Origin of the sequence: Mesorhizobium sp. B2-4-3 (assembly GCF_006442815.1) — a bacterium.
Lineage (GTDB): Bacteria > Pseudomonadota > Alphaproteobacteria > Rhizobiales > Rhizobiaceae > Mesorhizobium.
Genome location: NZ_VFVL01000002.1, coordinates 163,619 through 176,666, shown reverse-complemented (window position 1 = coordinate 176,666; position 13,048 = coordinate 163,619). Strand labels below are relative to the sequence as shown.

General features: G+C 63.0%; 11 protein-coding genes and 1 tRNA gene. 5 read left to right on the top strand and 7 right to left on the bottom strand.

From position 1 onward, the window contains the following. The first annotated feature begins 25 nt into the window (after window positions 1-25). Window positions 26-919, top strand: a complete 894-nt coding sequence (locus FJ956_RS03155; protein WP_140673707.1) for an MBL fold metallo-hydrolase — start codon at window positions 26-28, stop codon at window positions 917-919. Window positions 920-925: 6 nt separating this feature from the next. On the opposite strand, the gene FJ956_RS03150 is transcribed toward FJ956_RS03155, so the two are convergent. Continuing rightward, window positions 926-1,678 (bottom strand): sulfite exporter TauE/SafE family protein, encoded by a 753-nt coding sequence (locus FJ956_RS03150; protein ID WP_140673705.1) that lies wholly within the window; start codon window positions 1,676-1,678, stop codon window positions 926-928. Between the two features lie 135 nt (window positions 1,679-1,813). Next, on the bottom strand, window positions 1,814-2,281 hold the full coding sequence (locus tag FJ956_RS03145) for an Hsp20 family protein (protein WP_140673703.1): 468 nt from the start codon (window positions 2,279-2,281) through the stop codon (window positions 1,814-1,816). A gap of 622 nt (window positions 2,282-2,903) precedes the next feature. Between FJ956_RS03145 and FJ956_RS03140 the strand changes: the two genes are divergently transcribed. Next, window positions 2,904-3,860 carry an alpha/beta hydrolase gene (locus FJ956_RS03140; protein ID WP_140673701.1) on the top strand — a complete coding sequence of 319 codons (957 nt, stop codon included), beginning with the start codon at window positions 2,904-2,906 and terminating at the stop codon, window positions 3,858-3,860. Between the two features lie 149 nt (window positions 3,861-4,009). On the opposite strand, the gene hisN is transcribed toward FJ956_RS03140, so the two are convergent. After that, the gene (gene hisN / locus FJ956_RS03135) at window positions 4,010-4,783 is read right to left on the bottom strand and encodes a histidinol-phosphatase (RefSeq protein WP_140673699.1); all 774 of its coding nucleotides are present in this window, start codon (window positions 4,781-4,783) and stop codon (window positions 4,010-4,012) included. 357 nt (window positions 4,784-5,140) lie between these two features. Next, the gene (locus tag FJ956_RS03130; protein ID WP_140673697.1) at window positions 5,141-6,082 is read right to left on the bottom strand and encodes an N-formylglutamate amidohydrolase; all 942 of its coding nucleotides are present in this window, start codon (window positions 6,080-6,082) and stop codon (window positions 5,141-5,143) included. Window positions 6,083-6,246: 164 nt separating this feature from the next. Here FJ956_RS03130 and FJ956_RS03125 point away from each other — a divergent pair, with 164 nt between their 5' ends. The 3 genes from FJ956_RS03125 to FJ956_RS03115 all read left to right on the top strand — a co-directional run bounded on the left by FJ956_RS03125 (window position 6,247) and on the right by FJ956_RS03115 (window position 9,476). Further along, on the top strand, window positions 6,247-6,609 hold the full coding sequence (locus FJ956_RS03125) for a response regulator (protein ID WP_006199474.1): 363 nt from the start codon (window positions 6,247-6,249) through the stop codon (window positions 6,607-6,609). A gap of 116 nt (window positions 6,610-6,725) precedes the next feature. Beyond that, window positions 6,726-6,800, top strand: a tRNA-Val gene (locus FJ956_RS03120). A 438-nt stretch (window positions 6,801-7,238) separates the two neighbouring features. After that, complete coding sequence (locus FJ956_RS03115; protein WP_246671984.1) at window positions 7,239-9,476, top strand: alginate lyase family protein; 2,238 nt, start codon at window positions 7,239-7,241, stop codon at window positions 9,474-9,476. Here FJ956_RS03115 and FJ956_RS03110 read toward each other — a convergent pair whose 3' ends face one another. Genes FJ956_RS03110 through gmd form a run of 3 tightly spaced genes read right to left on the bottom strand, consistent with a single transcriptional unit; the run spans window position 9,477 to window position 12,982 of the window. Beyond that, window positions 9,477-10,886, bottom strand: a complete 1,410-nt coding sequence (locus FJ956_RS03110) for a hypothetical protein (RefSeq protein WP_246671983.1) — start codon at window positions 10,884-10,886, stop codon at window positions 9,477-9,479. A gap of 13 nt (window positions 10,887-10,899) precedes the next feature. Then, complete coding sequence (locus tag FJ956_RS03105) at window positions 10,900-11,868, bottom strand: GDP-L-fucose synthase (RefSeq protein ID WP_140673693.1); 969 nt, start codon at window positions 11,866-11,868, stop codon at window positions 10,900-10,902. 10 nt (window positions 11,869-11,878) lie between these two features. Then, a complete protein-coding gene (gene gmd / locus FJ956_RS03100) occupies window positions 11,879-12,982 on the bottom strand; it encodes a GDP-mannose 4,6-dehydratase (RefSeq protein ID WP_140673691.1) in 1,104 nt (367 codons plus the stop codon). Window positions 12,983-13,048: the final 66 nt, after the last annotated feature.

Sequence of the window (13,048 nt, the reverse complement as noted above, 5' to 3'; positions counted from 1 at the left end):
GCTTGCAGCACTCGGGAGCAGCCAGATGACCAGACCGTCTCTCGGCTCGACGATGCGGCTGGTCCGTCCGGCGCCGAACGTGCTCGGCTTCTATGACGGCCGCGTCGATGGCGTTCGCATCTGGTCGGACGAGCCGAATTGGCTCGACGACGGCGCTTATACGCTAGGCATCTGCACCTATGCGATCGTCGATGGATCGCAGGCGCTCGTCTACGACACGCACATCTCCCTGCCCCATGCCCGCTTCATCCGGAAAACCCTCGAAGAGTTGGGCGTGACGTCGATACGCGTCGTGCTCAGCCATTGGCATGACGACCATATCGCCGGCAACGAGGTGTTCAAGGATTGCGAGATCATCGCCAACACCCTCACCGCCTCGGCGCTCGAACGCGGCCGCGCCGAGATCGAAAGCGGCAATCCGCCGATCAAGCCGCTCGTCATGCCGAACAGGACGTTCGACAACAGCCTCAGCCTGACGGTGGGAGCGATCCCGATCGAACTGCGCCGGGTCGAAATCCACAGCCATGACGGCACGGTGCTGCTGATGCCCCAAGCTGGCGTGCTGCTTGCGGGCGATACGCTGGAAGATTCCGTCACCTATGTCTCGGAACCGGAGCGTCTGGCCGAACACTTGATCGACCTCGAGCGCATGGCTGGCTGGCGGTTCGATCGAATCCTGCCCAACCACGGTTCCTTCGAGGCAATCGAAGCCGGCGGCTATGACAGAAGCTTCATCGCGGCGACCGAGGCCTATGTCCGAAAGCTGCTTGCCTGCCGGCAGGACCCCGACCTGGCGAAGCAGGATTTGAGGACCTTCGGCGTCGACATTTTTGCGACAAAGGCGGTTGAGTATTTTGCGCCTTATGAACCCGTTCACCGGCAGAACGTGGAGGCCGTTATCGCGGCGAAGCGCCGGTAATGTGCGCTAGGCGAGGAAGGGCCGCAGCAACAGCTCGACGCCGAGCAGGACCAGAAAAATCAGGAACCATCGACGGAAAGTCGCCGGGCTGATTTTCTGGCGCAGCGCCTGCCCCAGCCACATGCCGAGCAGGGCCGGCAGCACGGCAAGCGAAGACAATGCCAGATATCCGGCCTCGAAGGCGCCGTGCGAGGCAAGACCCAGCGCCAGGGCGATCGTCGATACCGTGAAGGAAAGACCGAGCGCCTGGATCAGATCGTCCCGGCTCAAGCCCAGCGCCTGGATGTAGGGGACGGCAGGCACGACGAAGACGCCGGTGCCGCCCGTGACCAGGCCGGTGAGGAAACCCACAAACGGCGACGACCAGCGCTCCGCTTTCGCGGGAACGACCGGCTGCCGCGCGAGCAGGCTGTAGGCGGCATAGACGATCAATGCCGCGCCGAGGCCGGCGGTCGTCCATTTGACGTTGTCGCTGGCGAGCAGCCGCGAGCCGGCGATCGTGCCGATCAGGATGCCCGCCATCATCAGCCAAAGCCGGCGCAGGATCGCCGAAAAACTCGGGCCGGCGAAAAGCTGCCAGACATTGGTGACGAAGGACGGCACGATCAGCAGCGATGCCGCGGTCACCGGCGGCATGATGGTGCCAAGCAATCCCATGGCCAGCGTCGGCAGGCCCATCCCGGTGACGCCCTTGACGATCCCGGCCAAAAGGAAAGTGATTGCGACGGTGAGAGTCAGCAGCAGGGAAAAATCGGACATAGTCCTTCATGATCCGCCGCTGCATGCTTCAAAAGAGCCAGAAAGGCCCGTTGCCGGTGGCACAATAAAAAGCGGCGCCTCGCGGCGCCGCTTTCGTCTCGGGAGGGAGACGTTGTCCAGGATGGAGCCCGCGGGTTACGCGGCGGCCTTGGCCTCGATCTGCTTGGCCTTGTCCGAAGACTGGGTAATCGCGATCTTGCGCGGCTTGAGCTCCTCGGGAATGTTGCGCGTGAGATCGACGAAAAGCAGGCCGTTCTTCAGCGTGGCACCTTCCACTTCGACGTGGTCGGCGAGCTGGAAGCGGCGCTCGAAGGACCTCGAGGCGATGCCGCGGTAAAGCAGCTCCGAACCCTCGCTGTTGTTCTCTTCCTTGCGCTCGCCCTTGACGGTCAGAACGTTGCGGTGGGCTTCGATCGAAATCTCGTCTTCCGAGAAGCCGGCAACGGCCATCGAGATGCGGTAGGCGTTCTCGCCCGTGCGCTCGATATTATAGGGCGGGTAGGTCTGCGCGCCGTCGGGTTGGCCGAGCGAGTCGAGCATGGTGAACAGCCGGTCGAAGCCGACGGTCGAACGATAAAGCGGGGAAAAATCAACGTGACGCATGAGTGTTCTCCTGTTGAGCAACATGGTTTGCGTATGACCCGGTGCGAAACCCTCGAAAGGCGTTCCGGGTAGGCCAGCGGCCCCGACATCGGCGGCCGCAACCCTCATTTGGGAAGCTCAAAAAGCCATTTCAAGGTTTTCCTTGGTCGCAATGCGGCCACGTTCATGAACGGTGGATGAACCACCGCTTCGGCATGCGTTCAGTCGTGCAGCGCTAGGCTTGGTCAAGTTCGAGCAATTCCAGGAAAAGTGTGAAGCGGTTTTCCGCCCGGAATTGCGTCGAGACAGAGAGACAAGCGGCGCCTCTTCCCTGCGCCGCGACGAGGCCGAACCGGGTGCAACGTCCCTTCCTCCCGGATCGACAGAGGCCGGAAGTGCGCCGCAGGCACTTCCGGCCTTCCCCCGCGCACTACAGCGCCGCGCGTCCTCCGGACGCGCTAAGGACGCTGTAGCACTTTTGATTTCGCGCATGATCCTTTCCGAAAATCGATTCCGATTTTCGGGGTCATGCGCGGGCAGCCGCGTAAATCCTCGCAACGCCTTTGCTTTTGCCGCCTGGCCGTCTATCACCATGCCGACGCCTCCGCCCGTCCGGGCAAAAGAGCAACCATCGACGCGCCGAATGACGGATCTTTTCCATCGCACAGAAGACAATCCCGCGCCGCAGAATGCCGCGGGCGGCTTCTTCACCACACGCGACGGCAAGAAGATCCGCTACGGCGTCTTTGCCGCTGTCAGCCGCCCGCTGCAGGGCACGGTGGTTCTGCTGACCGGGCGCAACGAATGCATCGAGAAATATTTCGAGACCATTCGCGATCTCGCCGATCGCGGCTTCAGCGTCGCTGTCCTCGACTGGCGCGGCCAGGGCGATTCCAGCCGCCTGCTGCGCGACCGCCAGCGCGGCTATGTCCGTAGCTTTCGCGACTATACGCGCGACCTCGAGCAATTCTTCGAGGAGATCGTGCTCCCCGACTGCCGCGGCCCCTATTACATCCTCGCCCATTCCACGGGAGCGGTGATTGCGCTGCTTGCCTCGCCATCGATGGTCAACCGCGTGCGCCGCATGGTGCTGCTGACGCCCTTCCTCGCGGTGCCCGACCTGCCGGTTTCGATAAGCACGGTGCGGCGCGTCTGCGCGGTCTTCTGCGCGCTGGGTCTCGGCTGGCTGTATGCCGCGCTCGGTCCGCGGCCGAAAGTGCCGCCGCCTTTCGAAATGAACAAGGTGACCTCGGATCCCGAGCGCTACCGGCGCAATGTCGGGATCTACGAGGCCTGGCCGCAGCTCGCGCTCGGCGGCCCGACGATCCGCTGGCTGAAGGCCGCCGCCGCCGCCGCGGAAGCCGTCAGCGACCCGGATTTCATGGCAAGGGTGAAGGTGCCGATGCTGATCGTCGCCGCCGGCGCCGACCGGGTTGTCTCGACCAGGGCGGTGGAAGCCTATGCCAGGAAACTGCGCGTCGGCTCGCTGTTGATGATCGACGGCGCCGAGCACGAAATCTTGCAGGAGAAGGACATCTACCGCGAGCAGCTCCTGGCCGCCTTCGACGCCTTCATTCCAGGCACCGGCGACGCTCCCTGAGCGCGATCGAGATCCTGCGGCGACCAGCCCTTGCCGCCAATGCATGTCGCGCAAAAGTGTGCAGCGGTTTTGCGATGACGACATGCATGAAAACAAAGCCCTAAAGCGCGTCGCCCGAATCCGCTTCAGGGCGATGCGCTTTGGGCGCATCAGCCGCGCAGCGCCGCCATCGCCGCCGCGTGCAGTTCCGGTGTCGCGGCCGCCAGTATGTCGCCGCCCTTTTCCGCCGGCCCGCCTTCGAAAGTGGTGATGACGCCGCCGGCTTTCTCGATGATCGGGATCAGCGCCACGATGTCGTAGGGCTTCAGGCCCGGATCGGCGACGATGTCGACGCTGCCCGCGGCCAGCATCGCGAAGGCGTAGCAGTCGGTGCCGTAGCGGGCGAGTTGCACCTTTGTCTCGAACTGGTCGTAGCGCTTGCGCGCATCGTCCTTGAACAGGGCCGGCGTGGTCGTGAACAGCGTTGCTTGCGCGAGATCGGTCGTCTTGCGGGTCGCGAGCCGGCGCGGCCCGCCCGGTCCTTCGTAGTGCGAACCGGATGCGTTGGCGTAGAAGAACTCGCCGGTGAACGGTTGCGACATCATGCCGGCGACCGCGTCGCCGTCGACTGTCAGCCCGACCAGCGTCCCCCAGACAGGGATGCCGGAAATGAAGGCGCGGGTGCCGTCGATCGGGTCGATCACCCAGACATGCCGGCTGGTGAGGTTCTGGCTGCCATGCTCCTCGCCGAGAATGCCGTGCTCGGGATATTCGGCGGAAATCAGCGCCCGGATGGCGCGCTCCGCCTCGCGATCGGCCTCCGTCACCGGATCGAAGCTTCCCGCAAGCTTGTTGGTGACCGCCCCCTGGCTGCGGAAGCGCGGCAAGGTTTCGGCGGCGGCGGCATGCGCGATGCGCCGCATGAAATCGGTGCTGATATCCAAGTCGCTCTCCCCATCGCGGCCTTTGCCAGCCGCTCTTTCTCACGGAACAGGCGCGTTGAAGACCGGCCAGACGCCCGTTTTCTGTTGCCCGAATGTCACATCTGAGCCGCCGAAGCGGAATTTCCACATCATATTGAATTAAAAAAGCCTGCTGTCGATTGACATTTGTGCGGCGCACAATAATTTTGTCATCGGACAGGTTTTCCTGTCCATGCCCTCCTTGGGCGTTTCCTCCCTAGACTTCGACCGTGTCGTGAAAACGATGCGGTCTTTTTTTCGAGCAATTCCAGGAAAAGTGTGAAGCGGTTTTTCCGTCCGGAATTGCGTTTATAAGAACTCGGCGCGCCGACCGCGCCGTCATTCCGCCGCGAGCGGCAAATCGACGAAATGATGATCAGGCATCGACATCAGGTCGGCCGAGAAGCGGGTCAGGTCGCAGGCCAAAGCGTCGAAGCCGGCCGATTTCTGGAACGTCCGCTCGTCCATGTAAAGCCCGCGATTGACCTCGATCTGCAACGCATGCAGATGCCGCGCCGGCCTGCCATAATGCTCGGTGATGAAGCCTCCGGCATAGGGCTTGTTGTGCGCGACCGTGTAGCCCATGTCGACAAGCAGGCTGATCGCCATCTCGGTGAGCGCCGGCGATGCCGAAATGCCGAACCGGTCGCCGATGATGAAGTCGGGCCGCACACCGTTGTCGCCGACGCGGATCGAGGCCGGCATCGAATGGCAGTCGATCAGCACGGCATAGCCGAACCTGGCATGCGTCCTGGTCAGGAGCCGCTTAAGCGTCTCGTGATAGGGCTTGTACACCGCTTCGACGCGTCCCACCGCCTCGGCCAGCGGCAGCCGGCCGGGATAGATATCGAGCCCCTCGCCGACCAGTTTCGGCACCGTGCCGAGCCCGCCGGCGACACGCGCCGAGCGGATGTTGCAGAAGGACGGCACCGGCTCCGCGAACATGCGCGGATCGAGTTCCCAGGGCTCGCGGTTGACGTCGAGATAGGCACGCGGAAAATTGGCGGCCAGCAACGGCGCGCCGAGCGCCACGGCGCCGCCGAAAAGCTCCTCGACATAGCAGTCCTCCGACCGGCGAATGGCGTTGCGGTCGAGCCGCGCCATGGCCAGAAAGCGCTCCGGATAGTGGCGGCCGCTATGCGGTGAGTTGAACAGGAAAGGCACGCGCTGTTCGGCGCCCGATCGGATTTCGAAGGGTGGAACGACCGAAAAATCCTCGGCTGCCGTCTTCAATTTGTACGAACCAGGAAACAGCACTGCATCATGGCATGAAATTGCCACCTTGCGCCCGGCATGTCCAGCATTTCAGGCGGTGAAACCGCGCCTCGAGCCGGATGTCGAATGCCCTTCATTCACTTGATGTTTACCGGCTCGACCGCATATACAGGATGGTTAACGGCCTTGCCCGGCGACAGGCTTGGGGCGGGTGATTCGGACGGGATATGATGGCACGCATTCTGCTGGCGGAAGACGATGACGATATGCGCCGCTTCCTCGTCAAGGCGCTGGAGCGCGCCGGCTACCAGGTAAGCGATTTCGACAATGGCGCCAGTGCCTATGAGCGGCTGCGCGAGGAACCTTTTTCGCTGCTCCTGACCGACATCGTCATGCCGGAGATGGATGGCATCGAGCTCGCCCGCCGCGCCACCGAGATCGATCCGGACCTCAAGGTGATGTTCATCACCGGCTTTGCCGCGGTCGCGCTCAATCCCGATTCCAAGGCACCCAAAGACGCCAAGGTGCTGTCGAAGCCCTTCCATCTGCGCGATCTCGTCAACGAGGTCGAGAAGATGCTGCAGGCGGCCTGAGCCGTCCTTAGGGAAGCATTGGCGCGTGCCGCGCCGATGCGACAAACGGAAGCCGTCTTTCCACATTCCCGCTATTGACGCGCCGGATCAAAAGTGGTGTATGCGCGGCTTCGGATGGGCGTGTAGCTCAGCGGGAGAGCACTGCATTGACATTGCAGGGGTCACAAGTTCAATCCTTGTCACGCCCACCATCCTTCCAATAACTTAAGTATCTGGCGAGCACAGAACCTTGCCCTGACTGGCTGGCCGCACTGCAGTTAGCGGTTACCCGAGATCCCCTTCGAGTATCACGAGCACCACGATTCAACGCCTTGAGCGCGAAGCGCTTGGCTTCCTCATAGGCCGGGTCAGTATAGCAAGGCTTTGGCAATCTCCAGCGCCCATGTCCGATACGAGATAAAGGCATTGGCGACGTCCTCGGCCGTTCCCAGCGTCGGGCACCGTGGCTTTCAGTCGGCTCATTCGCGACGCATCGGTTGAATGGAACCGTGACACGACCCGAATAACAGGTTACGCAAATCCGATTTCGGGAGGATCATCATAATTCCAATAGAGACTCTGCTCTTCGGCCAGCCAGCAGCCGCCAGTCTCGGCGCATGAGTGCCGGCCCGACAAAGCGGCCGGTCTGGTTGCGCGTCTATCTCGAGCTCAAGCGGGCGGGCAAACATGGCGGCGCGCCGATTGCCACTCTCGCCCGGATACGCGAACGGGCGGAAAAGCAGGCCGCCCGCGATCGTCTGGCACGACAGCGCGTCGATGCCGCCCGTCGAGCTCACGAAGCGTCGCAATCCGCTCCCGAGAAGGACAGCTTCATGCTTGTCCGCATCATCGGCAATGACCTGGAGCCGCGGCATCGGAAAGGCCAGTCATACGACAATGTCCGGTTCATCCTGGACAATGAACCTGAGTTCGCGGACTGCGAGAAATTCTGGATCGTCAACCGGATAACGGCCCCCGACGAAGAGGCGCGCATCGTCGAACTCCTGCAAAGCCGTGGCCAGGGCTTTCACACAATTCCGTTCGAGCCCGACGCCTATCGGCAAATTCCTTGGAACACCGACGGGCTGGCGGCGAACGAATCCAGGTTTACCAGCGCCGACAACCGGCCAGGTGGGCACAATGCGTCGCGTTACGAAACGCATGTCCGGCACCGCAAGAACCTCTATGCGATGAACAACAACGGCGCGCGCAACGCGGCGCTCGAGATTGCCCGCGGGCGTGCCAAATGGCTGCTGCCCTGGGACGGCAATTGCTATCTGACGCGGCCGGCCTTCCGGCAGATCCGCGCGGCGATCGAGCAAGATCCTTATTTTCACTATGTCGTCGTGCCAATGGCGCGCATCGTCGACAACGCGCTCCTCCTCGACGAGACATTCATTCCGCCGGCGAACGAAGAGCCGCAGATCATTTTTCGCAACGATACGGTCGAGCTGTTCGATGAACAATACGGCTACGGGCGCCGTCCGAAGATCGAAATGCTCTGGCGTCTCGGCGTCCCCGGACCATGGGACCGCTTTCGCGACGACGCATGGGACTTTTCGCGCCCACGCCTTTCGCAGGATGCCGGGCTTTTCCAGAAAGCCGGCTGGGTCGCGCGGTTGGATTCCGGGCATGCGCATCTGGAAATCGGCCGGGCCGGCTTCCGCGCCCGGCTGGGCAAGCGCGATGAGGCGATCGTCGCCATGCTCGACCGCTGCGACGCCGCCGCGATCGGCCAAAAGCTCGATCCGGCCCGCCTGGCCTTTTACGACGAGGACAGGCTCGTCGCCGCGCGCGAAGGACAGGACGCGCATGCTCGACAGGAGCTGCGTGCCTGCGCGGAGCAAGCGCTTCTGCGCGGTCCGTTCAGCGTCATGGACAAGAGCGGCTGTGCGCCCAGCGGCGATCCACACGACTATTTCCAGCCGGCGCCATATTGGTGGCCGGATCCACGCAAGCCGGATGGCCTTCCCTATATCCGGCGCGACGGCGAGCATGCTCCCGGTACGGCACTATATGCGGTGGGAAGCGAAGCTTACGATCGAACACGTCTGCAACAAGTTCTCGACGACACCGCCGTGCTTGCCTTGGCCGCGACCGTGCTTGGCGAGCCACGCTACGCCGGTCATGCGGCACGGCTCGTGCGCACATGGTTCCTGGACCCCGCGACCGCAATGAACCCGAACATGCGTTATGCGCAGGTGCGTTGGGGCCGCGACAACAATGAAGGCCCGGGATACGGCATCCTCGAACTCGTGGACCTCTACTTCTTTCTCGATGCCGTCCGGTTGATCGAGCGAAGCGGCGCGCTGGACGAGCGGGACAGCCAGGCCTTCAGGGCATGGCTTCGATCATATTGCGAATGGCTGGATACCGCGCCGGCCGCACAATTCGAATTCTACCGGTTGAACAATCACGGCGTTTTCTTCGATCTGCAGCGGGCGGCCATCGCGGCATTCCTGGGCGACGGCGCGGCGCTTGCGAAAGCGGGCCTCCATGCCCGCGAAAGGATCGCGGACCAGATCGCGGCCGACGGTTCCCAGCCGGAGGAGCTGTCGCGCACCCGCCCGAGGCACTATGCCATGTTTGCCTTGCAGGGCTGGACATCGCTGGCGCGAATCCTGTCCTCGGTCGACGACGATCTCTGGGCATATCGGGCTAAGGACGGACCGGGGCTGGTCGGGGCACTGCGCTGGGCGGCGGCACATGCTGATACGCTGGCCACGATACCGGGCGAAACGTTCGATAAGGAGCGCATCCGGCCCTTGCTGGACGATCTGGCGCGGCATGACGAAACCGCGCCCGCGGTCGTGCAGCCGGAAGCAACGACGCTGATCTTCCATCCGGACTGCGCGATCCCGCCATTCTGGATATGGCGAAGGCCCTGACTACCACGCTCCAAGACCGCGCAGCCAGGCGATCCGCCATCTTGCCTTGGCAAGCAGACCGGTCTTCGGTCTCTTGCCTTGCAGGATGCGTTGCCTGACCTTCCCCACGATCGGATCCGCCAGGGCAGCCTTGACCGCGCGCTCGGCCATCGCCAGCGCCCTCTCCCGGTCCGCCGTCGTTTCCTGGAGTATCCAGGCCGAACATGCCGCGGCATACGGACAACCTGCTTCCCCGGCGGCAAAGAAGAATTCGAAATCCCGCGCGAACGGATATCTGCGGAACAGCAAGTCGCCAAGCAGTCGCATGATCACCAGCGGGATTTTGGGACGTTCTCGAAACTGCCGGGTCATCACGGATTTCAACACGGCCTCGCCCGCGGCATAATCGCGCTCGCGAAACCACGCCGAAGCAATTTTCAGGGCATAGGCATCGTTTTCCGGATCGAGCGCATAGGCCTCTTCCAGCAGCTCACGCGTCTGCTCGGGCGAGATCTTATCCTCCATCGCCAGGAACGCCGCCTGATAGCCGAAGGCCGCCTCGCGCGGATGATAATCCGCCTGGCGCTCCTTCAGCTCGTCGATGATGATCGACGCCGCGCGCGGCGCATCGAACAAGGCAGTCGCATGCGTGAGAGGCGCACCGCCCATCAGCGACGCGATCTCGGCGAAGATACTGCTTCCCGAATGGATTTGCCGGCAGCGCGCCATCAGCGCCATCTCGAAAAACGAGTTTAGCGTTTCGTCCGTGAATGCGTCGGCGCCGAAATCGCTGGTCAGCATCGCTCCGGTTTCGGCTCTGAGATAATCCAGCGTCGGACGGTGCTGCCCGATCAGCAGCGACGTCATGCCTCGCGACGAAAGCTCCGAAACGATTGCACGCGCAAGCGTCGAAGGAATGACCTTGTCGGCAAACACCAGGCTGGCGCGGTGCTTGCCATGCACGATGTCGCCGCTGCGCAGATGGAGTGCCGCCATCGGGCCAGGAAATCGGCTTCGATCGGCGGCGGCGATTGCCTCCTTCACAGGCGCCGAATAGTCGAAACTGCGCAACGCCTGCGCCCGCCTGGCAAGCTGCGGCGCATCGCTTTGCAGGACATCGATATCGTCGCAAATCCAGCCGCGCAGTTTCTTTTCTTTCGCAACTTCGCCAAGGTCGCGCCCAGCGAGGGCAGCTGGGTCGAGAATGCCTAAGTCGGACGCCTTGATGCTCTCGCCCAGCCAGTGCTTCTCGATGAAATCGGGCGAAAAGATCCTGTCGGCGATCTCAACGGTATGGAACGTCTTGTCGGCCGCGGCCCTTCGGTTCCAGGTGAATCCAAAGCGGTAGCCGAAGGTGTCGGCCAGCGCCTTCGCATTCGCCATTGCCAGAAGGCGGCCGCCCAAACCGTCGGTCCTGGTGGCGGCGATCACGGTCGAGGCTGGGTCATACCGCGCCAAGACGGATGTCGCCCTTCTCGACATGTTCGAGGAACCACGCATAGGTCTGTTTCAATCCATCGCGCAGCGCGTATTTCGGACGCCAGCCGGTCGCGAACAGGCGCGAGACATCCATCAGCTTGCGCGGCGTGCCGTCCGGCTTCGTCGGATCGAACACGATGGCGGCGCCGGCGCCGACGACCGATACGACGGTGCCGGCAAGCTCGGCGATGGTGACGTCCTCGCCGCTCCCGACATTGACTTGGCCGTCGCCGGAGTAATTCCTCAAAAGCCAGACAAAGGCGTCGGCCGCGTCGTCGACATGCAAGAATTCCCGCATCGGCCGGCCCGACCCCCACACCTGCAGGGTCTTTTGACCGGTGAGCTTCGCCTCATGCGCCTTGCGCATCAGCGCCGGCACGACATGGCTGCTGTCGAGGTCGAAATTGTCGCCCGGGCCGTAGAGGTTGGTCGGCATGGCCGAGATGTAGTTGACGCCATATTGCCGTCGGTAGGCCTGGCAAAGTTTCAATCCGGCGATCTTGGCGACGGCATACCATTCGTTGGTGGGTTCGAGGGGGCCGGTGAGCAGCGCATCTTCCGGGATCGGTTGCGGCGCAAGCTTCGGATAGATGCAGGACGAGCCCAGGAACAGGAGCTTCCGCACCCCGCTGCGGAAGGCGGCCTCGATGACGTTGGTCTGCACGACGAGGTTTTCGTAGAGAAAATCCACCGGGAAGCTGTCATTGGCCAGGATGCCGCCGACCTTGGCGGCCGCCATGATCACCGCGTCCGGCCGCCGGTCCTCCATCCAGCGGCGCACGCCGGCCTGGTCTAGAAGGTCGAGCTCGCTGCGCGCCACCGTCACGATCTCGCAATCCTCGCCCGCCAGGCGGCGCACCAGCGCCGAGCCGACCATGCCGCGATGGCCGGCTACGAAAATTCGCTTTCCTTTTAGATCGAAGCTCTTGTCCATAACGCAATCTCTAGGTGGAACGACCGTTACGTCTTGCGCTGCCGACGCGCGCCAGGTCGGCGCGGACCATTTCCGCCACTAGGTCCTTGAAGCCGACGGTGTGCGACCAGCCCAAGAGGCTCCTTGCCTTGGCGGCGTCGCCAACCAGCGTGTCCACTTCGGTCGGCCGGAAGTAGCGCGGATCGATCCGCACCAGCGCGGCGCCGGTGGCAGCATCGATGCCGACTTCATCGGCGCCGTTGCCCTGCCAGCGAATGGTGCGTCCGGCCTCGGCGAAGGCGAGTTCCACGAATTCGCGCACCGAATGCGCCTCGCCGGTCGCAAGCACGAAATCGTCCGGCTCGTCATGCTGCAGGATGCGCCACATGCCCTCGACATAGTCGCGCGCATGGCCCCAGTCGCGACGCGCATCGATATTGCCGAGGTAGAGCGTGTCCTGCAGCCCGTGATGGATCGCGGCGACGGCACGCGTGATCTTGCGGGTGACGAAGGTTTCGCCGCGCGTCGGGCTCTCGTGGTTGAAAAGGATGCCGTTGGCGGCGAACATGCCATAGGCCTGGCGGTAATTGACCGTGATCCAGTAGGCATAGAGCTTGGCCGCCGCGTAAGGCGAGCGCGGCCGGAACGGCGTGCTCTCGCTTTGCGGAACCTCGGCCGCCTCGCCATAAAGCTCCGAGGTCGAAGCCTGATAGAAGCGCACCGATTTCTCCAGGCCGAGAATGCGGATCGCTTCCAGAAGCCTCAATGTCCCCAGCGCATCGGCATTGGCCGTGTATTCCGGCGTCTCGAAGCTCACCTGGACGTGGCTTTGCGCGCCGAGATTGTAGATTTCGCTGGGCTTCGTCTCCTGCACGAGGCGGATCAGATTGGTCGCGTCGGTCAGATCGCCATGATGCAGGAAAAAGCGCGCCCCGCTCTCATGCGGATCGACATAGATGTCGTCGACGCGCTCGGTGTTGAAAGAGGACGACCGGCGTTTGACGCCGTGGACGACATAGCCCTTGCCGAGCAGCAACTCAGCCAGATAAGCCCCGTCCTGCCCGGTAACGCCGGTGACAAGGGCGACCTTGTCTGCCAGGGCGACTTTGCCTGCCAGGGCGACTTTGTCCGGCATTGCCATATTCGTCCGCACCTATTTTCGGCAAGCGAATACGATTTACCGGCGGAACGCAAATCCCCC

Excerpts from the sequence above, each read along its gene's own strand:
- FJ956_RS03155 (WP_140673707.1), top strand. The coding sequence starts at position 26 with ATGACCAGACCGTCTCTCGGCTCGACGATGCGGCTGGTCCGTCCGGCG.
- FJ956_RS03150 (WP_140673705.1), bottom strand. The coding sequence starts at position 1,678 with ATGTCCGATTTTTCCCTGCTGCTGACTCTCACCGTCGCAATCACTTTC.
- FJ956_RS03145 (WP_140673703.1), bottom strand. The coding sequence starts at position 2,281 with ATGCGTCACGTTGATTTTTCCCCGCTTTATCGTTCGACCGTCGGCTTC.
- FJ956_RS03140 (WP_140673701.1), top strand. The coding sequence starts at position 2,904 with ATGACGGATCTTTTCCATCGCACAGAAGACAATCCCGCGCCGCAGAAT.
- FJ956_RS03125 (WP_006199474.1), top strand. The coding sequence starts at position 6,247 with ATGGCACGCATTCTGCTGGCGGAAGACGATGACGATATGCGCCGCTTC.
- FJ956_RS03105 (WP_140673693.1), bottom strand. The coding sequence starts at position 11,868 with ATGGACAAGAGCTTCGATCTAAAAGGAAAGCGAATTTTCGTAGCCGGC.
- gmd (WP_140673691.1), bottom strand. The coding sequence starts at position 12,982 with ATGCCGGACAAAGTCGCCCTGGCAGGCAAAGTCGCCCTGGCAGACAAG.